Source organism: Nocardia sp. NPDC046473 (assembly GCF_040645995.1).
In the GTDB taxonomy this organism is placed as follows: Bacteria; Actinomycetota; Actinomycetes; order Mycobacteriales; family Mycobacteriaceae; genus Nocardia.
Genome location: NZ_JBEYZJ010000005.1, coordinates 461,788 through 486,425, shown reverse-complemented (window position 1 = coordinate 486,425; position 24,638 = coordinate 461,788). Strand labels below are relative to the sequence as shown.

Sequence of the window (24,638 nt, the reverse complement as noted above, 5' to 3'; positions counted from 1 at the left end):
GCCTGCCCCTCGCTCACAGACTCACCGGCAGGGACAGCATCCCGCGGTGGATCAGGCTCGGCTGGTACTCGACGGTGTCGGTCGCGAGCGCCAACTTCGGGGCTTCGTCGAGCAGCTGACCGAGCGCGGCTTCGGCCTCGATCCGGGCGAGCGGCGCGCCGACGCAGTAGTGGATGCCGAGACTGAACCCGAGATGCTTTCGGGCAGGCCGGTTTCCGGCGTAACGGGTGATGTAGAACGTGTCGGCGTCCGGGAAGACTCGATCGTCGCGACTGGCCGACGCGGTGAGCACCACAACGCCGTCGCCGCGCTGGAACCGATGTTCGCCAACCATGGTGTCCGCCAGCGCAACCCGAATGGTGAACTGTGTCGGTGCGTCGTAACGCAGCATCTCCTCCAGCGCCGGGCCCATCAGCTCCCGGTTGTCCCGAAGCAGCGCAAGCTGTTCCGGATTGCGCAGCAGCGCGAGCATGCCGTTGCCGATCAGGTTGATCGAGGTCTCCATGCCCGCGACCAGGGTGAGCAGTGCGATGCCGATCACCTCGGGCTCGGTCAACAGACCGTCCACGCTGGCGGCGACCAAGGCGCTCAGCAGATCCGGCGTCGGGTTCGCCTTCTTCTCCTGGATCAGCCGGGAGAAGTAACCCATGCACTCCATCGCCGCCATGCCGCGCGCGGCCACATCCGCCTCGCCGAGCAGCGAATCCGGGTCACTACCCCGGGCGATCGCCAACTGCCACTGCCGGAACAGCGCGCCGTCGGCCGGGTCCGCGCCGAGCAGCCGCACCGGCACCATCGCCACCGCCAGCGGCACGGCCAGCCCGTTCAGCACGTCCAGTGCACCGCGCCGCAGCGCCGCCTCGACCAGTTCGCGCACGACCCGCCCGGCCAGGGGCACCATCTCGGCCATCATCTTCGGCGTGAACGCCTTGGCCACCAGCTTGCGGTAGCGACCGTGCTCGGGCGGATCCATCCGGACGAACGAGCCGGGGATCGCGGCGGTGGTGTCGCGGAACGGGCTGATGCCCGCGGCGTAACCGTGGCCCCAGTCGGAGCCGGTCAGGATGGCCGCGCACTCCTCGTATCGAGTGATCAAGGTGACTGGGACGTCACCGAATTCGTAGGGGAACAGCGGCGCGGCATCGCGCACTCGGCGATAGGCGGGATACGGATCGGCCCGCTCGCTCGGCTCGAAGGCGTCGAAGGTGACATCGGCGGGAACGGCAGTGCTCATCGGGGCTCCTGGTTGAGTGCGCGGCCGTGCCTCATCGACTTTCCAGCCGGACGCGAAGTTGCGACATGCCGCGCACGACCACGTTCGGCCGGTACGGCGGTTCCTCGAGCAGGGTCATGGTGGCGACGCGCTCGGTGATGGCGCGCAGCACCACCTGCATCTCCAGCCGGGCCAGCGGCGCGCCGAGGCAGTAGTGCAGGCCGAGCCCGAAGGACAAGTGCCGCTCCGACTTTCGGCCACGGGCATAGCGCGCGATGTCGAAGCGATCCGCGTCGGGGAAGGCGAGCGGGTCCCGGTTGGCCGAGGCGAGCAGCACGATCACCGCGTCCCCCGGCGCGAAAGTGCGCCCGGAGAGGGTGATTTCGTCGTGCGCGGTCCTGGTGGTGAGGTGCACGGGCGCGTCGTAGCGCAGCACCTCGTCCACCGCGGGCTCACACAGTTCGGGATAGGCGCGCAACCGCTCGAACTCGTCCGGGTTTCGAATGAGCGCTAGCACGCCGTTGCCGATCAGATTCACCGTGGTCTCGTGCCCGGCCACCACGAGAATGAGCAGGGTGCCGAGCAATTCGGTGGAGGTGAGCCTGGCGCCCGCGTCGTCGGCCTGCACCAGCGCCGTGATCAGGTCCTCGCGCGGGGTTTTGCGCCGTTGCTCCACCAATTCACCGAAGAAGTCCAGGAAGGCGTAGACGGCGGCGGTCCGCGCCGCGAGCTCGTCCGGGGACAGCAGCACGTCGGGATCGAGGCCACGGGCGATAGCGGTGGAAATCTCGCGCACGTGGTCATGCGATTCCGACGGCACGCCGAGCAGCTCGCACACCATGGTCAGCGGCAGCGGATAGGCCAGCGCATCCAGGAGATCCACGTCGCGCTCGGCCAGCATCTTCGCCATCAGGTCGTCGACCAGCTGCTCGGCCCGCTCCCGCATGCCGCTGATGGTGCGCGCGGTGAACGCCTTGCTGACCAGCCCGCGCAGCCGGGTGTGGTCCGGCGGCTCCATCCACAGGAACGAGCCGGGCAGTTCGACATCGCTGTCGCCGTGCAGCAGCTGCGGCTCCTCCGCGTGGCTCCAGCGCGGGTCCTGCATGATCGTCTGCGCCTCGTGGTGGCGGGTCACCAGGTGCATGTCGTGCGGGCCAGGTACGAACGGGCCCGCGGCGCGCAGCACCTCGTAGCTGCCATACGGGTTGTGCCGCATGTGCGGTGCGACGCTCTCGATGACCGCCAGCTGGACCGGGGTCAATTCCTCGACCGCCGAATGGTCGGAACTCACCGGCAACTCCTGGATAACTGGAAAACGGGATAAATTGCGGTAGCGAAAGCAATTCCGCGGTCCATCGTCGGGCTTCCCGACACCTCGGAGCGGCGGCGATCACCCGTTCCTATCGAGCTATAGCCGAATTCCTTTATCGTGCACTGCGATTGGTTGATCGCCCTTCTTTATCGAACACCGCAATTCACAATCAGTTCAAGGGACCGTCACAATTCGCTGTTGTCGTGGCAGTCATGAATTCTGCGGAATCGGTCGAAACCCTGCACGGCCGCATGGCCGAGATCGCGGCCGGACACCCCGGGGTGCCTGCCACGTTCTGGTCGGTGTCGGAAACCGTGGACTACGCCGAGCTGCACCGGCGGTCCCAGTCGGCCGCGGCTGCCCTGGTTCGGCGCGGCGTCTCGCGTGGCGAGCCGGTCGGCATCCTGTGCCCTAACGCCCCCGAATTCCTGATCAGCCTGTTCGGGGTCGCGGCGGCGGGTGGTGCGGCCACTCCCCTGCCGTTGCCTGCGGGTGCACGGCAGATGAGCGGATACCCGCATAAACTCGCGGCCATCGTCGAGGCCGCGGGCATGCGGACCGTGCTGATGTCGCATCGGTTCGCGGAGCTGGCGGCGGTGCTCGGCGAAGCGGTGAACGTCGAATTGGTCGACACCGCAACACTGTTCGCTGAGAACGACGAGGTACCGCTGCCCACCCTCGGTCCGGACGATCTCGCCGTCGTGCAGTTCACCTCGGGCAGCACCGCGACGCCCAAAGGTGTTCGCCTGACCCACCACAACGTGCTCAGCGGGTTGGCCGCGATCCGCACCGGCATCGCGCTCGATCTCGCCGACACCGGCGGATTCTGGCTGCCGCTGTTCCACGACATGGGCCTGTTCGGCACGCTCTCGGCGATCCTGCGCGGCATCCCTGCCCACGTGTGGTCGCCGCTGGCGTTCGTCAAGGACCCCGCGCGCTGGCTCGCCGAATTCGCCGCCAGCGCAACGACGATCACCGCCATGCCGAACTTCGGCTACGAAGCGCTTCTCGCCGCGATACCGCCGGAGCAGGTGACCGACTACGACCTGAGCAGATGGCGCATCGCGTTCAACGGCTCCGAGCCGATCTCGCGGGACGTGGTCACCGCGTTCTGCGAGCGTTTCGCGCCAGCGGGTTTCGCGCCTACCACCATGTTCGGCGTCTACGGTATGGCCGAGGCCACCCTCGCCGTAGCCTTCCCGCCGGTGGGCCGAGAACCGCTGTTCGAGTGGGTCGATCGCGCGTCCCTCTCCGATGACGCACAGGCACAGCAGGTTTCGTCGGACGCCCCGGACGCGAAGGCGGTCGCCGCGGTCGGTTCCGCCGTCGACGGCCTGCGCCTGCGCATCGTCGACCAGACCGACGAGCACGAGCTGCCGGACGGCGCGGTCGGCGAGATCCTCATCCAGGGCCCGTCGGTCACCGACGGCTACCTGACTACCCAGCCCGAAACCGTGGCCGGCCTGTTCACCGACGGCTGGCTGCGCACCGGCGACCTCGGATACCTGCGCGCCGGTGAGCTTTTCGTCACCGGCCGGTGCAAGGACATGATCACCGTGCGCGGCGTCAACTACTACGCCCAGGACGTCGAGGCCGCCGTGCGCGACCTCGACGGCGTCTACAAGGGCCGCTGCACAGCCGCCACCGACCCGGACGGCGCGGACGTGATCGCGCTGATCGCCGAATCCGAACTGACCGACGCGGCCGCCGAGGCCCTCGGCGAGCGCATCAGGGCGCGGGTCGCGGCCGAACTCGGGCTGGCCGCGGTCGAGGTGTATCTGGTCGCGCCGCGCAGCATTCCACGCACCAGCAGCGGCAAGCTGCAACGGCTGGCCGCCCGCCATCTCGTCGCCGCCCGAAAGCACTGACCACCATGCCAATTCGCAACAACCGAACTGGAGTCACCTGTGCACAGCTATGAAGTCTTCCGCCATTACGAGCGCCTGCATTGGCAGCTGGCCGACCTGGACCTCGACGCCGTCGACCGCGCGCTGGTCCGTCCCGAGTACATCACGCTGGCCAAGAGCGCGACAATGGGCGAGTCCAACGTCATCGCCGCCGTGCACGGCTTCATGAACGAATTCGTCGACGACTACGACTTCTCCACCTTCGCGGTGGTGTGGGGCTATCAAGAAGTGCAGCACCACTACGCGTTTCGTTCCTGGCTTGGCGCGATCGGCGAAAGCGTGGACGACAAGGTCGTCGACTCCATGCGCGAGCCCTACGCACCGGGCAGCACGCCGTCGGCGACGCTGGCCACCAACATCATCTCCGAGCTCACGGTCAACCACATCTACCGTGCGGTGGCCAGTTGGGTGCAGGAGCCGGTGCTGAAGGGGTTGCTGCTCAACGCGAGTCGCGACGAGGCCGGGCATGCGCGTGAGTTCATCCACTACGCGACCAAGCGACTGGAGCAGCGTCCGGAAGAGCTGCCCTCGGTGTTGGAGACGCTGTACGTGTACAGCTCCGAGGCCAAGATCAAGCATCCGGTGAGCACCTTCAAGGCCGGCATCAGCGAGATGGGTGAGCACGAGACCATCGACACCGGCTTCGACCTGTTCCTCGAGGAGGTCGCGGCCGAGGGCGAGCTGGATGTGCTGCACGACAAGGTGCGTCGCACCTTCGCCAACATGACGGGACTGGACCTGTCCAGCAATGCCAAGGTCCGCCGCGCACTCGCCGACACGATCGCTTAGCGCGATGGACCGCGCTACCGCCCCCGACACCGCCGTGGAGGTGCCATGGTCGGTAATCCCCGACTACCACTGCTTCGGCTGCTCGCCACACAACCCGACCGGCCTGCGGTTGGCGTTCACCCCGCACCCGGACGGCCTGCAGGCGCGGTTCCGGCTGGGTCGCGAGTTCGAGTCATATCCCGGTGTCGTGCACGGCGGTTTGATCGGCGTGATCTGCGACGAGGTGATGGGCAACCTGATCGTGCTCGCGCGCAACTACCCCGCGTTCACGGTCTCGCAGCGCACCCGCTTCATCACACCACTGCTCGTGGACCACGAATACCGCTGCATCGCAACACTGTCCGACCAGGCACCGGATCGGCCGATCCAAGCCTGCGCCGAGATCCTCGACGGCAACGGCGCCGTCTGCGCCACCTCCACCGCCGCCTACCAACGGTTCGCGCTCGACGATGTGCGCCACCAACTCACGCTGGGCGACGACGAGGTCGCACTGCTCTCCGACGCGCTCTCCGCCGCGAATACCTTCTCTACGAATGGAGTTCACTCATGACGAATCCCGCCGACACCCTGCGCACCGTCACCGAGATCGCCGCCACCGAGACCGGCATCGCCGCGGCGGACCTGCTGCCCGACGTCGACCTGCGCGGCATGGCGGGCGTCGACTCGGTGCGCGTGCTGCGCATGGTCGCCAAGATCGAGCGCACCTACGACATCGAGCTCGAGGACGAGGACGTCTTCGGGCTGTCCACCCTCAATGATGTGGTCAAGGTCGTGGATCGGGCGTTGCAGGAGGCGGCGGCGTGACCGTCACCGACCAGCCCGTCACCGCCGACACCAATCAGCACTACGACCTGGACCCGGATATCTTCGGCCAGTTCCTCGACCCTCTGCGCAAGTACAGCTCCGCGCTGTACACCTCGGATACCGACACCCTGGAGCAGGCCCAGCGCAACAAGCTGCGCTTCGTCGCCGACCGGCTCGGGCTGCGCGGCGGCGAACGGCTCCTGGATGTCGGCTGCGGCTGGGGTTCGCTGATCCTGTTCATGGCCGAGGAATTCGGTTGTGACGCAATGGGTGTCAGCCCGGCGCCGCGGCAGCACGAGTACATCGCGGAACAGGCGGTCATGCGGGGTGTCGCCGACCGGGTACACACCCGGGTCGGGCATTTCGAGCGGCTCGAGCTGCCACCACGCAGCTTCGACGCGGTCACCCTGCTCGGCTCGATCGTGCACATGCCCGATCTCGGTGCGATCTTCCGCCGCGCCCGCGCGGTGCTGCGTCGGGGTGGCACGCTGTATGTCTCGGAGAGCTGCTTCCGGAATGCCGCGTCGCACAACGCCTTCGACAACAAGGTCGGCACCGAGTTCGTGCGCGAGGACATCTTCGGCTGGGGCGAGCTGCGGCCGCTGTCGGATCTGGTGACGGCCGCCGAGGACGCCGGCTTCGCCATCATCGCGGTGGACGATCTCACCGACCACTACCGGCGCACTATCGACGACTGGATCGCCAACGTGTACGCGTCCGCCGAGCGCATCGACGCGCACGGGCCGGGTCTGGCCGCGAAGCTGCGGCACTACCTGGAAATCGCGAACGCCGGATGGGGTTACACGACAAAGCATTACGCGCTGACGTGTCGTAACGCCCGCTGACGGTCAGGAGAGGCACATGGATATCGAGTCAACACTGATTCCGGTCGGCGAGGTGGCCGAGGCGGTGGACGGCTTCCTCGCCGCCTCCCCCTCGTCGCGGGCCTGGGATGTGGAGACCGCGTTCGACTGGTCCCGCGCCGACGCGGGCAGGCTCACCGAGGGCCAGCGGTCGGCGGTGCAGTTCGTCACGCTCATCGAGGACCACCTGCCCGGCTATTTCGAGGTCTACCACCGGTACTTCCCGGTGGACGACACGGTCAGCCGGGAGGCCTTCATCCACAACCGCGAGCTGTACCACTTCACCGTCCGCTGGGCGTTGGAGGAGGACACGCACTCGCGCGCACTGACCCGCTATCAGGAGGCGTCCGGTATCGCCGAACGCAGTTCGCTGCGTGCGGAATTGGCGATCGAGGGGCAGAAGCCGTTCGACCTGCCCTACGACCATCCGGTGCAGTTCTTCGCCTACGCGCTGGTGCAGGAGAAGGCGACGCAGATGTACTACCAGCATCTGCGCGACGTGGTCGAGGATCCCGTGCTCGCGTCGGTGCTGGCGCGGCTGTCGCGGGACGAGGCCCGGCATTTCAGCTTCATGGCCGATATGGTCGGCCGGTATCTGCGGGTGCACGGCGACGCGACGGTGGAGCCGATTCGTGACGTGATCGCCAACTTCCGGATGCCGTTGGCCGACACCATGCGTGGGTATTGGCGGTGGGCGTTGAAGATCGCCGATGTGGCGTCCTATGACCACACCGAGGCGTATGAACATCTCGTGAAAGTGATCGACCGTACGGTTGACGCCCGCACCGATCGTTTGGACGAATTGGTGCGATTCATCGAGGAATGCCACACTCTCGGCTGATCGGCGGCCACAGAATTGGCCCTGCTCCCGAAATTCATTCGGAAGCAGGGCCATTCGCGTTGACTACTTCTCCGGGTTCAGCACCAGAATCGTGGTGGACCCGTGCGCGATCAGTTTGCCGTTGCCGTCGACAATCCGTCCCTCGGCCGTCGCGGTCCGCCTGCCGACGTGAATCGCGTTGGCCTCGCAGGTGAGTCGCGAGCCGTCCAGGGTGACCGATCGGATGAAGTTCACCTTGAGCTCCAACGTCGTATAGGCCACGCCATCACCGAGTTTGGTGAACACGGCGCTGCCCATCGCGGTGTCCATCAGGGTCGCGATGACGCCGCCGTGCACGGTGAACATGGCGTTGATGGTGGCCGGGTTCGGGTCGAGGTAGTACCGCGTGTAGCCGTCTCCCGCGGTCTCCAGCCGGATCCCCAGCGACGCGCCGACGCCCAGGTTCTCCTGCAGTCCACGCTCGAAAACCGTGGTCAGTTCGTGTACTCGGGACACCACGGTGGCGTCGGCCGGTGTGCCTGCGCCGTTGGCGTGCGTGGCCGGCTCGTTGGCATGTGTCTCGGTGCTGGTCATGGCCTCTTCCTCCCTGGCGAACGATGCCAGGCCATTCGATCAGCGTCCGGTGAACGCCAGCAGGCTTGCCGCCATTGCATATTCAGCTTCGATCGAGTGATCGAAACAAGAGGACGGTCAGACGTGCACCAGGACGTTGGTGTCGTCGGCGTCGACCAGGCCGAAGCCGGTGCGCTGCTCGATCTCGGTGAGCCTGCGCAGGATGGTGTCCGGGTCGGTGAAGCCGTGCAGGGTCAGTTCGGCCAGCAGCTGGCCGCGAAAGGGCATGAGCGGGGCCACTGCGCCGAGGATGACCAATGCTTCGAGGAGATCGCGGTCGTAATCGAGCAGCGCGTACACGCCGCCGGAATCGAGGGTGCGCATCACGTCATCGAGTCGGTCATCGGGCACTGTGTTGAGGCCGCTGTCCAGGTAGAGGTTCCGGGCGACCTCGGGGAGCTGTTCCTGAACAGCGGCGAGCAGGACAGCCTGCGGCGTTCCGTCGAGGACACTGTCGACGACGAGCCGCATCCGCTCGAACAGCTCCACATACCGCTCGCCAGGTTGCGCGTGGGTGCGCAACAGCGCCCTTTCCTCGGCGTTGTCGGGACCGATGCCCGGTGCGACGATATCGATCACCGACTCCGGGCCGTGTACGACGACCGCCCGATGCAGGCCCGGGGACAGCGCGCTGAATACCAATTCCACTGTGCCGGGACCAGATTGCGGCGAGGCCTGCGGCGCGCGCCCGCGCAGTAGCACGCAGTTGCCGAGCCGCACAACGTATTTGCCACGCCTGGCAACCGTCACCTGAACATCCTCGGTGCCGAGCCGCACGATATGGCGACGGTCGAGCAGCACACCGAACGCCTGGCGCAACCCCGCGGCGAGTTTCGTGTCGGCATTGCCGGCCGCCTGTTCCGCCTCGGCGTCCAGCTCCGCGAGCAACGTCGCATACTCACGTTGACCCGCTCGCCAGCGGGCAGACGAAACATGCAACGGGGAAGCCCATTTCGCAGAATCCGTCGGCTCGTGATGCAGAATCAGGTCTTCGAGCGTTGCGACATCGGCCTCGGTGATATGTGCCAGTTCACGCACCCGTCGGTTGAGGTGGCCGACGATCAGGTTGGCCAGCTTGCCCATGTCCTTTTCGCCGGTGCCGAGCAGGATTTCGACGAGCCGCCGGTCCTCGAAGAAGAACCCGCGCAGCAAGGCGAGTGCCAAATCTGTTTCGGCGTAGAGCCGCCCGCAGCGGCGACGCACGTCGCGCCACATGCTCTTGACACTCAGGTAGCCGAGCAGGTAGCCGTCGCTGTCGTCGGCGAGACTGGTCGCGAGCACATTCACCTTGCGGCGGATACCTGCCTCGCTGACCCGAATCGTCCTGAGGTGCCCGCTGATCGGCAACGACATCGCCAACGTGGCGGCTCGATCACCGATCATCGGCGCGAGCTTGCCATCCACCGCGGGGCTGAGGATGTGCGGCGCCTTCCCGGAGAACAGGTTGATCGCGGCCAGCATCGGCGCCGTCACCACCGTGCTGCGGACGGTATTCGCATCGAATTCGGCGAACAGCGCCAATCCCTCGATCAGCGGCCGCAGCACCGCGGTCACCGTCTGATAGGCCACCGCGTCCCGCTGGATCCGATCCACGGCCCGCTCGTTGCCGCTCAGCGCGGCCTGCGCCATCCGGTACTGCAGCCCGGTGATCGCGAAGCCGACCGCCGTGTGAAAGCACCAGTGATGGGTGAACTCGTGCAGGCACCCGAGCGTCAGGTCCGGCGAGCCTTTGCCCGGATGCAACAGCTCGTCGAGGTGGTCGGCGAGCCGGACGGCACCGAGGTGGGTCAGGTTGCTGGAAAGGTCTGTCCAGCTACGGGTTTGCGCCATCGTCGCCCTCGGGCAAGCCCCGCAGGCCCAGACCGTCGATGAGCTGCTTGATCACCTGCGCGTCCGGCGCCTCGCTCTCACTGAACGAGATGATCGCCGAACGGTCCACCTCGCTGCCGTCGGAGTACAACACCTTGGCGCGCAACTCGATCCGCTGTTTGCGGCGATTCTTCAACGCCCACGCGGCCAGCGCCTGGATCGTCGGAATCGCGAAGGCCACGGCGAGCACCAGCATGGTCGGCTCGCCGTACCGGCTACCCGGCACCGCCTCCGGCGTCAATCCCGGTGACTGCGTGGCCAATTCGCGGCTGATATCCCGGACATCGGCGTGGTCCAAGTCGAACAACGTGATCTTCACCGGTTCGGCGGTCATCTGACGACTCCCAGCTCTCGACCCGCCGCGACCCTTTCGCCGCAAGCGCTGGCAACCGAGTATCGAGCAATTTCGCCCCGCTGTTAGCGAATCCGGATTACTCGTGTTCCGGCACGCCGAGCACCTGCCTGCCGATCTCGCCCGCGAGCACCTCGGTCGAGGATCGCCCGCGACTGCGCGTGCTCGATCAGCGCGGCCAGCGCCGCGTCGGCGATGCCGAGCGAGATCGCGGGCAGACCGGCTCGAATCACCGCGTAATCACCGAATCCCGGTGCGCGACCGCGATATTCGGCGCGCAGCAGCGTGTTGTCGAACGACTGCAGCTGGCTGCGGGCGGAACGGACAAGGCTGGCGCCTCGAGTCAGCTATGCCGCTGCGGGGCGGCCGGTTCCGGTGCGGCGCAAGCCTTTGTAGTCGTAGAAGCGGGTGATCGCGAGCCCGAGGACGAGGCCGACGGCCAGGCCGAGGGCAGCCATCCAGACGCCTCGACTGAGGCCCGCCGGGCCGCTGGCGTCGAAGTAGAGGATCGCGCGGACACCGAGGAAGACCTGGTGCATCGGCTCGAAAGAGGCCAGCCAGCCGAAGTATTTCGGTGTCGCCTCGATCGGCACGGTGCCGCCCGAGGAGGGCAGGCCGAGGATGATGAACAGGATCAGGTTGATCAGCAGGCCCGCCGAACCGACGGCCGCGAGCACGGACAGACCCGTGACGCCGACCGCGATGATGGCCAGCGCGCTGTAGAGGAACAGTCCGAGCGGGTGGTCGATCGGCATGCCCAACGCCTTCGCGACGAGAAGGAACACGCCAGCAACGACATTCGCGGTCACCACCATCACCCCCCACTTGATCAGCAACGTATGGAACCGCGAGATGGGTGTCGGCGGGAAGTGGACGAACCACGGCCCGTATTCGGTGGGCACGAAGCCGAGTTGCGCGTCGATCATCGTGTGGATGGTCATCGAGCCGACCAGACCGGCCAGCAGAAGCAGCAGTGCGTAGAAGAACGCCGTCAGGCCTTGCCCGGTGCCGCTGGGCAACGGATGGAACGGTTGGGTGACGATCTGCAGCGGCTCGGCGAGGGCAACCCGGGTGGCGCCGCTCAGCTCAGGTGCGGGCGGTCTGCCCGGCGGCGTCAGTTGTGCCTGCACCTGCTCGGTCAACTGCGCGCCGACCTGCTTGTTCACCTGGTCCAGGGCCTGAGTGCCGATCTGCGTGACGATCTCGGTGACGAAGGCACCGCTGCGCGGATTGGTCTGCAACGTGATGATCGGCCGTTGGATGTCACCGGGAACCACGCTGCCGACACCGAGGATGCCCAATCGTTTGCTGAAGTCACTCGGAATCAAGATGGTGCCGTAGACCTTGTTGTCCTGCATCCGCAGCGACGCCTCGTTGACGGGCAGCACCTGCAGATCGATCTTGTCCGCTGGCACCGCCTTTTTCAGCCCCTCGGTCACCTCGTCACCGAATTTGACCAGCCGCTCCTGCCCCGCCGCACCGATCGTGTCGCCGACATCCTGATTGACCAGCGCGATGGGGAAATCGTGCATGTTCTCTTCCGGATCGACCACATAGTCGAGATACATCGTGCCGAGCAGGGCCATGAACACGGCCAGAATGGCGACCGGCAAGAGCCACAGGCGCAGCCCGAGGCGTCGGTCCGAACGAGCTGCATCCACGCTGTCCGTAGTCACGGTCTCGGACGGTAGCAGCAGACCGGACGCGGATTCGGGAGCTTCGCCGGGCTGTTTGCTGTGAGGATGCGAAGTAGGCCGACCACGGCGAAGTCAGCAAACCAATTGCGAAACGCAATCAGATGACCTACCGTGATCCCACCGATTGCAGACTGCAAGCAGCTCTTGGGAGAAGCCAATGCGAGACACCGAGCCGCAGATCGCCGACGGAAAGGTGCTCTGGCACTTCACGATGTCCCTGGACGGCTTCGTCGCCGGGCCGAACAACGAGCTCGACTGGTTGACCGGTTTCTCGTTCCGCCCGGGACTGATCGGCGAATATGTCGAGACCCCCGGCGCTGTGCTCGGCGGCCGCAAGGGTTGGGACGCCGCCGGCGACAACCGCCCGTACGGCGGCGCCTGGCACGGACCGATCTTCGTACTCACCCACCACCCCGAGGACGCACAACCCGCCGACCGGGTCACCTTCCTGAATTGCCACCTCGCCGAAGCGGTGCGGATCGCGCGCGCGGCGGCGGGCGGCAAAAACCTCGAAGTGTTCTCACCGACGATCGGCCGTCAGCTGCTCGAACTGGGACTCATCGACGAGATCGACCTGCACATCGCACCGGTCCTGCTCGGCGACGGCATCCGGTTGTACGACAATCCCGGCGGCGTCCCGATCCACCTGCACGAGATCGGTTCGGACGGCCTACCGATGGCCGTCAACGTGCGGTACCGACCGAGCAAGGACTAGGGCGAGCGCAGATCGAGGCGGCGCATCACTCGATCGACCAGATCCGGTGGCACGCCGGGTTCTCGCCGGGCGGTCATCGCCTCGGCACGTCCAGCCGTCAGTATTTCCTGATTGATCCGGTCGAGCTTGCGATTGAGCCGGAAGCTTCGCTCGGCCGCCGCCTTGGCGTCGTCGGCGGCTTCGGGATCGGCTCTGGCGAGCCGTCTTTCGATGCCGACGTGTACTCGGTCGTAGACCTCGTCGGGCAGGTTCTCGGTGTGCGCCACCTCCTGTAGACGGCTGAGCTCCGCGCGCAGGATGCGGGTCCACAACTGGCGCTCCATGTTTCGCTCCGCTTCGGTATCGACGCGAACTCCGGTGGCGCGCACCACAAGTGACAGCGTCGGCCCCTGGATCAGCAAGGTGAACAGCACCAAAGCGAAGGCGGTGAACAGGATTCCGCTGCGCCACGGGAAGTCGGCGCCCGACTCGGTGGTCAACGGCACGGCCAAGGCCAGCGCGACCGTGGCCACGCCGCGCTGCCCCGCCCACCACGTCACCATGGTCTCGCGCCAGGTGTACGGCTCGTCGGCTTCTCGACGCCGCCACCAACGACCGAACACCGCCCAGGTCGCCATCAACCAGACCAGCCGAACACCCACGACAGCACCGATCACCGCACCGGAAACACCGAGGAAGCGCGGCCAATCCGGCCCCACGTCACGCAGCACGGTCGCCAGTTCCAGGCCGATCAGGCCGAAAGCGATTCCGGTGACGAGCATTTCGATGATCGACCAAAACGAATCGCCGATCAGCCGATAGTCACTGTCGCCGAAATCGGTGGCGGCGTCGGTCAGATACAGCGCGCACACCAGTACCGCGAGCACCGCCGAACCACCCCAGGCCTCGGCCAACCGATAGGCGGCGAACGGCAAGGCCAGACCCAACGCCACCTGCCACGCCGCCTCGTCCAGCCTGCGCATCAGCCAACTGCCGCCCCAGCCGAACACCAACCCGACCGCAACGCCGACCACCGCGGACACCACGAAATCCAGCGCCGCCGACATGGCGGAGAACTCGCCGGTGACCACCGCCTGCACCGCGATCCCGTACAGCACGATCGCGGTGACGTCATTGAACAGCCCCTCCCCCTCCAGCACCGCGACCAACCGGCGCGGCAACCCGAGCCGACCGGCCAGCGCGCCGACCGCCACCGGGTCCGGCGGCGCCACCAGCGCGCCGAGCACGAACGCGACGGCTAGCGGCACCGCGGGCTCCCACAGATGCACCGCCACCGCGACCACCGCCGCGGTGGCCACCACCAACCCGACCGCCTGCAGCGCGATCGCACTCCAGTTCTGCGCGAAGGTCCGCCACGAGGTGCGCCGGGCCGCCGCGTACAGCAGCGGCGGAAGCAGCAGCGGCAGAATCAGATCCGGCGCGACCCGGACATCAGGCACCGCCGGGATCAACGCGAGCACGCAGCCGAACACCGTCATCAAGACGGCCGGGGCTACGCCGAGCCGCCGCCCGATCGGCTGGGCGAGGATCGTGCCGAACAGCACGAGAAACGGCAACTCCAGATGACTCACGCCAACCCAGGCTGCCGCTACTTGCTGAGAGGCAACATTGCGCGAGCCTGAGAATCGCTGATGTGTCCGGTCGGCCCCATGCTCAGCCCTGCACGCTGCCCGCAGCGGTCTCGATGAGATCCGTGACCGCCTTGGGCTGCGACAACGCGACCGCGTGGCTGCCCGACTGCTCGACGGTGGTCGCATTCATCCGCTTGGCCATTTCGCGTTGTCCGTCGGCCGGGATCATGTGATCGTCCTTGGCCACCAGCGCCCAGCTCGGCAGCGACTTCCAGGCCGGGACACCGCTCGGCTCCATGAACGAGGCCACCGCGATCGGGCGTTGCGCGGCGGCGAGCACGGTGGTCTCGCTCTCCGGCAGGTCCTGGGCGAAGTTGTCGTGGAACTTGTCCGGCGCGATGGTCAGCTCCTGACCGGACCCGCCGCCGGGCAGCGGGAACTCGTGCGGGACACCGATTTTGGTGGCCGGCCCGCCGAACTTCGCGTCCAGCGCGCCGACCGGCTCGCCCTGGTCCGGGGAGAACGCGGCCACATAGACCAGGCCGGCCGCCTTGGGCGAACCCGTCGCGGCGTTGGTGATCACGGCGCCGCCGTAGGAGTGGCCGACCAGGATCGTCTTTCCGGGCAACCCGTCCAGCACGCTGCGGATGTACGCGGCGTCGTAGGTGAGCCCGCGCAGCGGCACGGCCGCGGTCGTCACCTGGTAGCCGTCGCGTTGCAGTTGCGCGGCCACCTTGCTCCAGCTCGACCCGTCGGCGAAGGCGCCGTGCACCAGCAGGACGGCGGGCTTGTTCCCGTTCGGCGCGGGCGTCGGCTCGCTGTCGGCGGACGCGGTGCAGGCCGAGGCGGTCATGCCCAGCGTGATCGCGGCGACAGTCAGCGCGGCGGCACGCAGGCCGCGACCCGCCGAACCGGTACGGCTCGTGTTGTCGCAAGATGTGTTGTTGCGCATGGTTTTTCGACCCTCTCAACGATGGAACTACGGACTCTCGCGGCGAGCAAGCTCCAAGTTAGCTGGACAATCAGTCAATAGCTATGCTTCAGAAGCCGAGATACTTTGCCGAAACTCCAGGAGCGTCGACCGTGTTCAGCCAGTCCGAGGACCTCGACGCCTTCTCCGAGATCCTGGAGGCGGTCCGACTGCACGGGGACACCGTCGCCCGGTTCGCCCCGCCGCCGCCGTTCGAGGTGACCATCCCGGACGGCATCCGGCTGCTGCACATCGTGGAGCGCGGCACCATCCGGCTGCGCGTCGGCGACGACCCGCCGATCCTGCTCGGCCCCGGCGACCTGGTGTTACTCGGCTGCGGCGATGCCCATTCGCTCAGCGCCGGCACCGGCGCGACGCCGCGGCCGCTGCGGGATTCGGACACCTTCCGCCTCGACTCCGAGCTCGCCGATCCCGAGGCGCCTCGCTGGGTCACCGGAACGTTCGCGGTGCAGGAGGCCATCGCGGCCCCGCTGTTGTCGGTGTTGCCCCGGGCGATCCACATTCCGGCGGACCCGAGTCACCGCCCCTGGCTCGCGGCCATCCTGCCGGTCTTGCTCATCGAGGTAACCAGCCCGAATCCTGGTGCCACAGCCATGATTTCGCGGGTGCTCGATCTGCTATTCATCCACACCCTGCGCGCTTGGTTCGCCGGACACGACGCCGAACCGGGCTGGCTCACGGCGGCGATGGATCCCGCGCTCGGACCGGTGCTTGCCGCCATCCACCGGGATCCGACCAAGCCATGGACGGTGACGACGCTGGCCAGGGACGCCCGGATGTCCCGTTCCGCCTTCGCCGAACGCTTCACCCGCCTGCTCGGACGCGCCCCGGCGGCCTACGTCACCGAGCGCCGCCTCGACCACGCCGCCGAGCTGCTGCGCTCCACCACCGATCCGGTCTCCCACGTCGCCGCCGACATCGGCTACACCTCCAACGCCGCGTTCAGCCGCGCCTTTCAACGCCGCTACGGTGACGCACCGCAACGCTGGCGCAAGCTGACAGTGCGGTGAACGAGATGTCCGGTGGACGTCCGGGCGATCACCGTTTGGGGTGCGCCGAACTGCGGCAATCTGGTGCTTACGACGCAGTTCCCCGAGGTGGTGAAAGGAGAGTCCGATGATTATCGGAATGGTTAGCCACTGGGTTCGTTCAGTGCTCGAGCTAATCGGCATTTGACCCGGCGGTCCGAACATCCCCTAGCGCGCGGCGGCCCGCGAGACCTTGCTGTCTCGCGGGCCGCCGACCCTCGACTGACGGGTAATCTGAAGCCCATGGACGCAGCCACTGCGACCGTCGGTGTCGAGGAGGAATTTCTCCTCGCCGACCCCGAAACCGGTGCGCCAGTCGCGAAAAACGTCGAGGTCGCCCGGACCGCGGCCGAACTCGGCATCGACCTCCAACTAGAACTCACCCGATGCCAGGTGGAAACCAGCACCGGCGTACACAACGACGCCACCGAACTCGCCACGGAATTGCGCGACCTGCGCTGCGGAATCGCCGCCTGCGCGGAGAAGAACGGCACCCAGCTGCTCGCGGTCGCCATTCCGCCGACCGTGCCGGACAAGTTCCCGATCACCGATACGCCCCGCTATCAACGGATCGCGGCCGCCTTCGGCATGCTCGCGCAGGAGCAGGGGCTGTGCGGCTGTCACGTGCACGTGGCGGTGCCCGATCGCGAAACCGCCTTGCAGGTCAGTAATTTCCTGCGCCCGTGGTTGCCGCTGTTCTTGGCGCTCACCGCGAATTCGGCCATCTATCGCGGCATCGATACGGGCTTCGCCAGTTGGCGCAGCATTCTGTGGCGGCGCTGGCCCAGTGCCGGTCCGCCACCGTATTTCGGGTCGGTCGCCGAATACGATGCGATGGTCGCGATGATGCTGGCGAGCAGCAGCATCCTGGACAAGAAGATGGTCTATTGGGATGTGCGGCCGTCACCGAGTTTTCCGACAGTGGAGATCCGGGTCAGCGACGTGCCCGCGACGGTCGAGGAGACGGTCTTACTCGCGACCCTGGTCCGCGCGACGGTGATGACCGCACAGAACTCGTTGGCGCACAATATAACCGCGCCGCCGGTCAGTGACGAGGTATTGCGCGCGGCATACTGGAAAGCCGCCCGCACCGGACTCGACGGCGAGGCCGTCGACCCGGTACACGGACGCATCATGCCGGTGCAGGACCTGCTCGCCGAGCTCATCGCCCACGTCGGTCCGGCCCTCGACGAGCTCGGCGACCAGCAACTCGTCACCGACTCCGTTGCCGCCGTGCTGACCCGCGGCAACGGAGCGATGCGGCAGCTCAACGCTTTTCGCGCCGACCACGACGTCACCGATGTCGTGACCGAGCTGGCGGCGGCCACCTTGGCAGGCTGCCGCGCAACTACAACCACATGAGACAGAATATGTGCCCCACCGGATCGGCGTAGACCCGGAACTGCTCGCTATCGTTGGGCTGCACCAGTTTTGCTCCGAGCGCGAGCGCCATAGGCTCCGCCTCCTCGATGTCGTCGACCAAGACATCGAAGTGAATCTGCTGGGAAGCTCCGGGATCCGGGAAACGCGGCGGTTTGTACTGCGGCGCTGCTTGAAAGACGATGCGCCTGCCGTCGCCGTCCACGGTGACGACCCAGGTGTCGTCCTCGTTCTCGGTCATTTCGAGGCCGAGCAGGGCGATATAGAACTCGGCGAGCTTGCGCGGCTCCGGACAATCCAGCACCACGCTACGCAAACGCCCGACAGGGCGGTCTGACGTCATGAGAGATCTCCTTCCATCGGCACCCTGGTCGCCTACCCGGCGTCGACGGCGGTCAAACGTCGCTCCAGCAATGATGAAATGCGTTGTGGTCAAATACGATTCGATACCGAAGGACACCCTCTCCCCCGCTCGGCCTCCTAACATAGGAGGCGACACAGTTCAGCAGACGAGGGGGCAATCGAGATGAACGACCTGACCCACGTGATCGACCAATCCAAGCCGAGTATCGCCCGGGTGTACGACTACCTACTCGGCGGCAAGGACAACTTCGCCGTCGACCGGACGATCGGCGACCAATTCAAGAAGAACCTGCCCGGCTCGGTCGCGATCGCCACCACCAACCGGCAGGCGCTGATCCGCGCCGTCCGCGATCTCGCCCGCGACGGCATGCGGCAGTTCATCGACCTGGGCAGCGGCCTGCCCACCGCCGACAACGTGCATCAGGTCGCGCGCCGCCACACCGCCGACGCCAAGGTGGTCTACATCGACAACGATCCCATCGTGCTCGCGCACGGCCGCGCGCTGCTGGCCACCGACACCAATACCACCGTCTTCCAGGCGGATCTGCGCGACCCGCGCACGATTCGGGAGCGCCGCGAGATCGTCGAGACGATCGATTTCGACCAGCCCGTCGCCATCATCTTCAGCGCCATCCTGCACCACCTCAACGACGACGAGGACCCGGCCGCGGTGGTGCGCTACTGGTCCGAGCAGCTGGCGGCCGGAAGCATGGTGTACATCTCACACTTCCGCTCGGGCGAGAACCGCGAGACCGCCACCGCCGAGCAGACGCTCCAGTCGACGTTCGGGCGCGGCCGCTGGCGCACCGACCAGGAGATCGCGGCGCTCTTCGGCGACCTGGACGTCCTCGAACCCGGCATCGTGCCCTGCGCGAGCTGGCGGCCGGATCTGACGGCCGTGGACGAGACGACACCCGGCCGCGCACTGACCGTCTGGGAGCAGCTCATCGTCAGCGGATTGGCCCGCAAGGCCTAGACATACGAAAGGGGCGCCGCACGATTGCGGCGCCCCTGGCTCGAAAACTGTTACTACTCAGCAGGTTCCAGGATGACCGGGAGCTTGCCGTGACCGTTCGAGATGAAGCTGACCACGGTCCCCAGCTCCGCCGGATCCGCCGCCAACCGCATGTTCGGGAAGCGCGCGAAGATGGCGGGCAGTGCCAGCGCCGCCTCCAGCCGGGCCAGCGGCGCACCGAGGCAGTGGTGCACGCCGTGGCCGAAGGCCAAGTGGTCCTTGGTAACTCGGGTCACGTCGAAATCGTCGGCGGTCTCGCCGTGCACCTTCGGGTCCCGGTTGGCCGCGGCGTAGGCGGGCAGAATCGGCTCGCCCTTGGCGATCCGCACGCCCTCGATCTCGATGTCATCGACCGCGAATCGCAGCGGCAGGTGCGCGACCGGCGCCTCGAAGCGTAGCGACTCCTCGATCAGATCCGACCAGCCGACCTTGCCCTCGAGCACCGTCGCGCGCTGCTCCGGCCGGGTGAGCAACGCGTAGATCGCCTGGTCGAGCAGGTTGACCGTGGTCTCGTGGCCGGCGCTGATGACGAGCAGCAGCGTGTCGATGAGCTCCTGCTCGGTGAGCTTGGAGCCGTCGTCCTCGCTGCGGTGCGAGATCAGCAGGCTGGTCATGTCATCGCTGGGATTTTCGCGACGGTAGGCCACCAACTCCGCGAGGATGCGGTACATCTCCATGTAGTTGGCCTGCGACTCCTCCGGGCTGAGGGCGGTGTCGAAGATGCCGTCGACGCACTTGCGCAGGCCGGGGTTCAACGACTCCGGCACGCCCATCAGTTCGGAGATGACCTCGATCGGCACCGGATACGCGAAACCCTCACGCAGATCGACCACTTCGCCCTTGGGCAGCGCCGCGAGCTCGGCGATGAGCCGCTCGACGATCCGGTCGATTCGTGGCCGCATCGCCTCGGTGCGACGGTGGGTGAACGCCGGAGCGACGAGCTTGCGTAGTCGCCGGTGGTCGGCGCCGTACGCGGTGAACATGTTGTTCACCGCGACCCAGAGGAACAGCGGCCAGTCCTGCGGCACTTCACCTTTGGCGAAGGCGGGCCAGTGTTGTCTGGCATCCTTGGACACCTTCGGATCGACGAGCAATCGCTTCAGCAGATCGGCGTCGGTGATCGACCAGGCCCGCACGCCGCCGGGCAGCTCCACCAGGGTGGCCGGTCCACGCTCCCGCAGGCGCGCGGATTCGCCTTGAATGTCGGCGCCCGTCGGGTCTAGGACTAGCGGCTCAGTGTCCATCGGGGTCTCCTTAAAACACGTTCAACGGTGGTGACTTCGGAAACACTACCGGGAGGGAGACCAGCGCTCGGTGGAAAGGACCTGGCCGCCAAGACAATTCACCAGCGGCGACGGCAAGATCCAACTCTGGCAACGCATCCAGCAGCTGGTCGATGGCGTCCTGCACAATCAGGTAGGCCATCGACCTGGCGGGGCAGGCGTGCGGCCCGACGCTCCATGCCAGATGCGATCGATTGTCCACGTACTCACCGACACTGATGGTCGGGTCGTTGTTGCAGCCGGACATGCTGATCACGACCGGCTGGTGCGCAGGCAGCCAAACCCCATCGATCAGTATCGGTTGCCTCGGGTAGGACACGCAATAGTTCGCCATCGGCGGGTCGGTGAACAGCACCTCCTCGAGCGCGTCGCGCGTCGAAAGACTACCGCCCAGAACGTTTCCGGCGAACCGGTCGTCGGTGAGCATCAGCAGCAACGTGTTGACGATCAGGTTCTGCTGCGGCTCGATACCCGCGCCGTACAACGTGACGAGCTGGTGGATCATCTCCACGTCGTCGAGCTTGGCGGGATGGGCGAGCAAGCGCGAGGTGATGTCGTCGCCGGGCTCTTTGCGCTTCGAGTTGACCAGATCGAACAGCGCGTCGGTGAGCATCGCGTTGCCCTTGTCGGCGTTCACGCCCTCGAAGATCGCGGCCATGCCGGTGGCGACCTGCTGGCCGATCTCCGGCGAGCAGCCGAGCGTGGCGTTGAGCACCGCGAAGGTGAGCGGAAAGGCGTACTGGCTGATCAGGTCCGCGGCGCCGTCCTGACAGAACGCGTTGATCAGCGGGATGGCGATCCGCTCGACGGTGGCGTGCAGGCTGTGCAGGTCGACCTCGGCGATGGCGGCCACGTTGGCCTGCCGGTACTTGCTGTGATCGAGCCCCGCGCTGCGCAGTGCGTTCGGCCGCCACTCCAGCATCGGCAGGATCGGGCACTCGCCGGGCACACCCTTCTGCCAGACGCGCGGGTCGGCCGGGAAATGCTCGGGGTCATTGAGGATGCGCAGCGCGGTGTGGTATCCGATCACCAGCGTGGCGGGCACGTCCGGCGAGAGGTTCACCGGCACCAATGAGCCGTATTGGCGGCGCATCTCGCGGTAGGCGAGGTGCGGGTCGGCGGCGAATTCCTCCGAGTACAGCGACACCCGTGGGCCGTCGGTGTCGATCGGTGATCCGTGCTGGACCGGGCAGGAACGCGGGGGCGTGGTCAAAGTCGTGACTCCTGACGATGGAACAGGAATTCAACAAGCGTGATCAGGGATCGCAAGCACGTGCCCCGGTCACGCGCGTCTAAGGAGGTAAGCGGGGTATCGGGCGTTAAATCCAGTGCGTCGCGGACCTCGCCCAGCGGAAAGTTCTTGAAGCCTTCGAATTGGTTGACCGCTACCGAGTACGGCACACCGCGCTCCTCGAGCACCGAGAGCACCTCGTCGGATTTCTCGATGCGCCGGGTGTCGACCAGCACCAGCGCGCCGAGCGCGCCGCGAGCCAGTTCCTCCCACAGCGGGACGAACCGCTGCTGGCCCGGCGTACCGAACAGGTACAGCGCCAGTTGCGGGTTCAGCGTGATGCGGCCGAAGTCCATCGCCACGGTCGTCTGGGATTTGCCGGGCAGGCCGGCCATGTCGTCGACGCCGACGCTGGCCTCGGTGATCGTCTCCTCGGTGCGCAGCGGCTTGATCTCCGACACGCTGCTCACGAAGGTGGTCTTGCCCACCCCGAAATTGCCTGCCACTAAAAGCTTTACGGAACGAGTAACGGTCTCCGGCACATAGTCGACTGGACGATCAGACGGCGAGAGCACGGAGCCCATTAAGTACCTCCTCGAGCAGAGCGATCTCCGGCAGGTTCTCGGCCGGGGTAGGCGTAACCAGATGTCCGTTGTCCATCAGATCTGCCGCGATGATCTTGACAACGGACGGCGGCAGATCGAGATACGCGGCGATCTCGGCGATCGACAGCGTGCCTCGGCGGCTACAGAGCTTGATGACCCGGCGTGCGTCGGGCGCGGCACCCGGTGACGGGTCCTTTGCGGCACGGACCAAGGTGACCAGGTCCAACTCGCGAGTGGGACGGGTGCGTCCCCCGGTGCGCACATATGCCCGAACCAAATCGGGATCACGCCGGGCCCGTGGTGTCATGGCAATTCGCCACCATCAACGCGCCTGCGCGGCTGGCTGCCCAGCTCGTGCCCGACCCGGCCGGCGAGTTCGTTCATCCGATGCGCGATGAGCGCGACGTCGATCTCGGGGGTGGTCGCGACGCCGAGCAGCGCGCCGTCACCCGCGGCGGTGATCAGGATCATGCCCTGGTCGTACTCGGTCATGTTCTGCCGCACACCGTTGTCGGCGTCGCCGCAGAACTCGCCGAGCGCCTTGCCGAGCGAGCGCAGGCCCGACGCGGCGGCGGAGAAACGCTCCGCCTGGTCGCGTTCGATCCCCGCGGAATGCGCGATCCGTAAGCCGTCCTCGGACAGCAGGACCGAGAATCGGACGCCCGGCACGCTGAGATCTTCGAGTAGCCAGCCCAGCTTGTTACTGCTGTCGGTCACGGGAGTGCGGCCTCGCACATCCGTGACTTGCAAGCGCTCTGAGGCCATCAGGATGTCATCCCTTCCGTGTGATCGGAGTTATCGGACTGTTCGGTGGCGGCTGCACGGCCGCTCTGCGAACCGGTGTGCCAGGCCGCGGCGACGTCGGGCCGGGCCAGGCCGGGCTCGGTGCGCGGCCCGACGGGGGCCAGCGCGACGGTCCGGCGGCGTCGTTTGGGTAAGCCGCCGCTGGTGATCTCGTGCACGGCGAATGGCTCACTCTCACTTGGCTCTTCGATCTCCGGTGCCCGGTGCGAGGCGGTGGTGGTGGCCGACGCGGGCGCCGGCTCGGCCGGGATCTCGACCTCGCGCGCGGGCACGAACTCCTGCTGCTCGGGCTGCGGGGTCATCAGCAGCGCCTCGGGGATGTAGACCATCGCGCGCATGCCGCCGTAGACGTTCGGGCCGTCGATATAGACGGTGAAGCCGTAGCGGCGGGCCAGCGCGGCGATGCCGGGGAAGCCGACCTTGGGTGACGGGCCGAGCTGGTGGATGTCGACCGAGCGCTCGTGCGCGAGCACCTGCCTGGCCTCCTCCATCTGCTCGGCGTTCATCCGCACGCCCGCGTCGTCGATGATCACGGTGACGCCGTGGTGGCCCTCCTGGAAGGAGACATCCACGAAAGACGTTGGCGGAGAATAGCGCAACGCGTTGTCGAGCAGAGTCGCCAAGGTGTGCACCAGCGGCTCGACGGCGCGGCTGATGACCACCCGGTCCAGCTGGCCGGGGCGCACCCGCAGGTAGTCGCGGACGCGGCCGGTCGCACCACCGATGACGTCGGTGAGCGACTGGGCGGGCCAGCGCCGGCCGGGCAGGCCGCCGCAGACGATCACGTAGGACTGCGCCTGGCGGATCATCTGCTGCACGGTGTGGTCGATGCGGGTGAGGGTTTCGTACACCTCGTCGTTGCGGTGCTCACGCAACGCGGCGCTGACCACCTGGCTGACGTCGGCGCCGAGACTGACCACCGACGTGCCGAACGAGCGCACCGCCGCACTGGTCGCCTGCCTGGACGCGGTGGACACCTCGGTGCGCACCTTGTCCTCGGCGGTCTTCATCGCCTGCTGGGCCTCGTGGTTGGTCTGGTCCCTGGTCTCGGACCGCAGCAGACTCAGGTCGTCGGCGTAGCGCTCGGCGATCCACCGCAATACCTGCGCGGTGCGCGAATTCTCCAGGCCCGGCGGCACTTCGACCGTGGGTGCCTGGCTGTCGAAGCGTCTGATCGCCTCGGCTACCGAAGGCATCGTGGTAGTCGCGAAGCGCTCGACGGCTTCCTCCGCGGCTCGTTGCTCTCTGCTGAGTGCTTCGGCCCTGGCTCGCTGCTGTCGCGCGTATTGCACTGCGTACAACGCGACCGCTGCCACTATCACGAGAGCAGCGGCGAGGATCCATGAAAGCACCACGGCGATATCTTGATTCATCAGTTCTTTCGTCGTCGATT

General features: G+C 66.7%; 26 protein-coding genes. 10 read left to right on the top strand and 16 right to left on the bottom strand.

The window, feature by feature from the left end; genetic code table 11:
• Positions 1 to 13 precede the first annotated feature (13 nt).
• Together ABZ942_RS20225 and ABZ942_RS20220 are read right to left on the bottom strand one after the other, a co-directional pair.
• Positions 14 to 1,234 carry a cytochrome P450 gene (locus tag ABZ942_RS20225; protein WP_357384075.1) on the bottom strand — a complete coding sequence of 407 codons (1,221 nt, stop codon included), beginning with the start codon at positions 1,232 to 1,234 and terminating at the stop codon, positions 14 to 16.
• 31 nt (positions 1,235 to 1,265) lie between these two features.
• Entirely contained in the window at positions 1,266 to 2,504 is a 1,239-nt protein-coding gene (locus ABZ942_RS20220) for a cytochrome P450 (RefSeq protein WP_357384073.1), read from the bottom strand.
• A 233-nt stretch (positions 2,505 to 2,737) separates the two neighbouring features.
• On the opposite strand from ABZ942_RS20220, the gene ABZ942_RS20215 reads away from it, so the two are divergent.
• From ABZ942_RS20215 to ABZ942_RS20190, 6 genes are read left to right on the top strand one after another with little or no spacing between them, the layout of a single operon-like run.
• Complete coding sequence (locus ABZ942_RS20215) at positions 2,738 to 4,393, top strand: fatty acyl-AMP ligase (RefSeq protein ID WP_357384071.1); 1,656 nt, start codon at positions 2,738 to 2,740, stop codon at positions 4,391 to 4,393.
• A gap of 39 nt (positions 4,394 to 4,432) precedes the next feature.
• Positions 4,433 to 5,221, top strand: coding sequence for a ferritin-like domain-containing protein (locus tag ABZ942_RS20210; RefSeq protein WP_357384069.1), 789 nt, complete (start codon positions 4,433 to 4,435; stop codon positions 5,219 to 5,221).
• Positions 5,222 to 5,225: 4 nt separating this feature from the next.
• On the top strand, positions 5,226 to 5,771 hold the full coding sequence (locus ABZ942_RS20205; RefSeq protein ID WP_357384067.1) for a PaaI family thioesterase: 546 nt from the start codon (positions 5,226 to 5,228) through the stop codon (positions 5,769 to 5,771).
• Entirely contained in the window at positions 5,768 to 6,025 is a 258-nt protein-coding gene (locus ABZ942_RS20200) for an acyl carrier protein (RefSeq protein WP_357384065.1), read from the top strand. Before ABZ942_RS20205 ends, ABZ942_RS20200 begins: the two co-directional genes overlap by 4 nt.
• Positions 6,022 to 6,870, top strand: a complete 849-nt coding sequence (locus tag ABZ942_RS20195; protein ID WP_357384063.1) for a class I SAM-dependent methyltransferase — start codon at positions 6,022 to 6,024, stop codon at positions 6,868 to 6,870. Before ABZ942_RS20200 ends, ABZ942_RS20195 begins: the two co-directional genes overlap by 4 nt.
• A 16-nt stretch (positions 6,871 to 6,886) precedes the next feature.
• Entirely contained in the window at positions 6,887 to 7,729 is an 843-nt protein-coding gene (locus ABZ942_RS20190) for an acyl-ACP desaturase (RefSeq protein ID WP_357384061.1), read from the top strand.
• A 63-nt stretch (positions 7,730 to 7,792) separates the two neighbouring features.
• Here the strand turns inward: ABZ942_RS20190 and ABZ942_RS20185 are convergent, their stop codons facing one another.
• The 5 genes from ABZ942_RS20185 to ABZ942_RS20165 form a co-directional block, all read right to left on the bottom strand.
• Positions 7,793 to 8,302 carry a PaaI family thioesterase gene (locus ABZ942_RS20185; protein ID WP_357384059.1) on the bottom strand — a complete coding sequence of 170 codons (510 nt, stop codon included), beginning with the start codon at positions 8,300 to 8,302 and terminating at the stop codon, positions 7,793 to 7,795.
• A gap of 117 nt (positions 8,303 to 8,419) precedes the next feature.
• Positions 8,420 to 10,171, bottom strand: a complete 1,752-nt coding sequence (locus ABZ942_RS20180; RefSeq protein WP_357384057.1) for a hypothetical protein — start codon at positions 10,169 to 10,171, stop codon at positions 8,420 to 8,422.
• A complete protein-coding gene (locus ABZ942_RS20175; RefSeq protein WP_357384055.1) occupies positions 10,155 to 10,544 on the bottom strand; it encodes a hypothetical protein in 390 nt (129 codons plus the stop codon). Before ABZ942_RS20175 ends, ABZ942_RS20180 begins: the two co-directional genes overlap by 17 nt.
• A gap of 83 nt (positions 10,545 to 10,627) precedes the next feature.
• Positions 10,628 to 10,795: a hypothetical protein gene (locus ABZ942_RS20170; RefSeq protein WP_357384053.1), complete on the bottom strand. Its 168-nt coding sequence runs from the start codon at positions 10,793 to 10,795 to the stop codon at positions 10,628 to 10,630.
• Positions 10,796 to 10,909: 114 nt separating this feature from the next.
• Entirely contained in the window at positions 10,910 to 12,190 is a 1,281-nt protein-coding gene (locus ABZ942_RS20165) for an ABC transporter permease (RefSeq protein ID WP_357384565.1), read from the bottom strand.
• Between the two features lie 226 nt (positions 12,191 to 12,416).
• Between ABZ942_RS20165 and ABZ942_RS20160 the strand changes: the two genes are divergently transcribed.
• Complete coding sequence (locus tag ABZ942_RS20160) at positions 12,417 to 12,974, top strand: dihydrofolate reductase family protein (RefSeq protein WP_357384051.1); 558 nt, start codon at positions 12,417 to 12,419, stop codon at positions 12,972 to 12,974.
• Here ABZ942_RS20160 and ABZ942_RS20155 read toward each other — a convergent pair.
• On the bottom strand, positions 12,971 to 14,545 hold the full coding sequence (locus ABZ942_RS20155) for a Na+/H+ antiporter (RefSeq protein WP_357384049.1): 1,575 nt from the start codon (positions 14,543 to 14,545) through the stop codon (positions 12,971 to 12,973). The two genes, ABZ942_RS20160 and ABZ942_RS20155, sit on opposite strands and share 4 nt — an antisense overlap.
• 82 nt (positions 14,546 to 14,627) lie before the next feature.
• Positions 14,628 to 15,497 carry an alpha/beta hydrolase gene (locus ABZ942_RS20150; RefSeq protein ID WP_357384047.1) on the bottom strand — a complete coding sequence of 290 codons (870 nt, stop codon included), beginning with the start codon at positions 15,495 to 15,497 and terminating at the stop codon, positions 14,628 to 14,630.
• A gap of 83 nt (positions 15,498 to 15,580) precedes the next feature.
• Between ABZ942_RS20150 and ABZ942_RS20145 the strand changes: the two genes are divergently transcribed.
• Positions 15,581 to 16,546 (top strand): AraC family transcriptional regulator, encoded by a 966-nt coding sequence (locus tag ABZ942_RS20145; protein WP_357384045.1) that lies wholly within the window; start codon positions 15,581 to 15,583, stop codon positions 16,544 to 16,546.
• Positions 16,547 to 16,807: 261 nt separating this feature from the next.
• Complete coding sequence (locus tag ABZ942_RS20140) at positions 16,808 to 17,926, top strand: glutamate--cysteine ligase (RefSeq protein ID WP_357384043.1); 1,119 nt, start codon at positions 16,808 to 16,810, stop codon at positions 17,924 to 17,926.
• Here the strand turns inward: ABZ942_RS20140 and ABZ942_RS20135 are convergent.
• Positions 17,913 to 18,287, bottom strand: coding sequence for a VOC family protein (locus ABZ942_RS20135; RefSeq protein ID WP_357384041.1), 375 nt, complete (start codon positions 18,285 to 18,287; stop codon positions 17,913 to 17,915). The genes ABZ942_RS20140 and ABZ942_RS20135 overlap by 14 nt on opposite strands.
• A gap of 183 nt (positions 18,288 to 18,470) precedes the next feature.
• Here ABZ942_RS20135 and ABZ942_RS20130 point away from each other — a divergent pair, with 183 nt between their 5' ends.
• Entirely contained in the window at positions 18,471 to 19,283 is an 813-nt protein-coding gene (locus ABZ942_RS20130; protein WP_357384039.1) for an SAM-dependent methyltransferase, read from the top strand.
• 53 nt (positions 19,284 to 19,336) lie between these two features.
• On the opposite strand, the gene ABZ942_RS20125 is transcribed toward ABZ942_RS20130, so the two are convergent.
• From ABZ942_RS20125 to ABZ942_RS20100, 6 genes are read right to left on the bottom strand one after another with little or no spacing between them, the layout of a single operon-like run.
• Positions 19,337 to 20,566 carry a cytochrome P450 gene (locus ABZ942_RS20125; RefSeq protein ID WP_357384037.1) on the bottom strand — a complete coding sequence of 410 codons (1,230 nt, stop codon included), beginning with the start codon at positions 20,564 to 20,566 and terminating at the stop codon, positions 19,337 to 19,339.
• A gap of 10 nt (positions 20,567 to 20,576) precedes the next feature.
• Entirely contained in the window at positions 20,577 to 21,818 is a 1,242-nt protein-coding gene (locus ABZ942_RS20120) for a cytochrome P450 (protein WP_357384035.1), read from the bottom strand.
• Positions 21,815 to 22,420 (bottom strand): ATP/GTP-binding protein, encoded by a 606-nt coding sequence (locus ABZ942_RS20115; protein ID WP_357384033.1) that lies wholly within the window; start codon positions 22,418 to 22,420, stop codon positions 21,815 to 21,817. Before ABZ942_RS20115 ends, ABZ942_RS20120 begins: the two co-directional genes overlap by 4 nt.
• Positions 22,395 to 22,748 (bottom strand): DUF742 domain-containing protein, encoded by a 354-nt coding sequence (locus ABZ942_RS20110; protein ID WP_357384032.1) that lies wholly within the window; start codon positions 22,746 to 22,748, stop codon positions 22,395 to 22,397. The genes ABZ942_RS20115 and ABZ942_RS20110 overlap by 26 nt, the downstream gene beginning before the upstream one ends.
• Positions 22,745 to 23,206: a roadblock/LC7 domain-containing protein gene (locus ABZ942_RS20105; protein ID WP_357384030.1), complete on the bottom strand. Its 462-nt coding sequence runs from the start codon at positions 23,204 to 23,206 to the stop codon at positions 22,745 to 22,747. Before ABZ942_RS20105 ends, ABZ942_RS20110 begins: the two co-directional genes overlap by 4 nt.
• On the bottom strand, positions 23,206 to 24,618 hold the full coding sequence (locus ABZ942_RS20100) for a sensor histidine kinase (RefSeq protein WP_357384028.1): 1,413 nt from the start codon (positions 24,616 to 24,618) through the stop codon (positions 23,206 to 23,208). The genes ABZ942_RS20105 and ABZ942_RS20100 overlap by 1 nt, the downstream gene beginning before the upstream one ends.
• Between the last annotated feature and the right edge of the window lie 20 nt (positions 24,619 to 24,638).

Bases quoted from the DNA above. Each gene is read 5' to 3' on its own strand.
- ABZ942_RS20145 (WP_357384045.1), top strand. From the start codon at position 15,581: ATGCTTCAGAAGCCGAGATACTTTGCCGAAACTCCAGGAGCGTCGACC.
- ABZ942_RS20115 (WP_357384033.1), bottom strand. From the start codon at position 22,420: ATGGGCTCCGTGCTCTCGCCGTCTGATCGTCCAGTCGACTATGTGCCG.
- ABZ942_RS20180 (WP_357384057.1), bottom strand. From the start codon at position 10,171: ATGGCGCAAACCCGTAGCTGGACAGACCTTTCCAGCAACCTGACCCAC.
- ABZ942_RS20215 (WP_357384071.1), top strand. From the start codon at position 2,738: ATGAATTCTGCGGAATCGGTCGAAACCCTGCACGGCCGCATGGCCGAG.
- ABZ942_RS20225 (WP_357384075.1), bottom strand. From the start codon at position 1,234: ATGAGCACTGCCGTTCCCGCCGATGTCACCTTCGACGCCTTCGAGCCG.
- ABZ942_RS20125 (WP_357384037.1), bottom strand. From the start codon at position 20,566: ATGGACACTGAGCCGCTAGTCCTAGACCCGACGGGCGCCGACATTCAA.
- ABZ942_RS20190 (WP_357384061.1), top strand. From the start codon at position 6,887: ATGGATATCGAGTCAACACTGATTCCGGTCGGCGAGGTGGCCGAGGCG.
- ABZ942_RS20140 (WP_357384043.1), top strand. From the start codon at position 16,808: ATGGACGCAGCCACTGCGACCGTCGGTGTCGAGGAGGAATTTCTCCTC.
- ABZ942_RS20185 (WP_357384059.1), bottom strand. From the start codon at position 8,302: ATGACCAGCACCGAGACACATGCCAACGAGCCGGCCACGCACGCCAAC.
- ABZ942_RS20205 (WP_357384067.1), top strand. From the start codon at position 5,226: ATGGACCGCGCTACCGCCCCCGACACCGCCGTGGAGGTGCCATGGTCG.
- ABZ942_RS20135 (WP_357384041.1), bottom strand. From the start codon at position 18,287: ATGACGTCAGACCGCCCTGTCGGGCGTTTGCGTAGCGTGGTGCTGGAT.
- ABZ942_RS20100 (WP_357384028.1), bottom strand. From the start codon at position 24,618: ATGAATCAAGATATCGCCGTGGTGCTTTCATGGATCCTCGCCGCTGCT.
- ABZ942_RS20160 (WP_357384051.1), top strand. From the start codon at position 12,417: ATGCGAGACACCGAGCCGCAGATCGCCGACGGAAAGGTGCTCTGGCAC.
- ABZ942_RS20130 (WP_357384039.1), top strand. From the start codon at position 18,471: ATGAACGACCTGACCCACGTGATCGACCAATCCAAGCCGAGTATCGCC.
- ABZ942_RS20105 (WP_357384030.1), bottom strand. From the start codon at position 23,206: ATGGCCTCAGAGCGCTTGCAAGTCACGGATGTGCGAGGCCGCACTCCC.
- ABZ942_RS20110 (WP_357384032.1), bottom strand. From the start codon at position 22,748: ATGACACCACGGGCCCGGCGTGATCCCGATTTGGTTCGGGCATATGTG.
- ABZ942_RS20150 (WP_357384047.1), bottom strand. From the start codon at position 15,497: ATGCGCAACAACACATCTTGCGACAACACGAGCCGTACCGGTTCGGCG.
- ABZ942_RS20175 (WP_357384055.1), bottom strand. From the start codon at position 10,544: ATGACCGCCGAACCGGTGAAGATCACGTTGTTCGACTTGGACCACGCC.
- ABZ942_RS20200 (WP_357384065.1), top strand. From the start codon at position 5,768: ATGACGAATCCCGCCGACACCCTGCGCACCGTCACCGAGATCGCCGCC.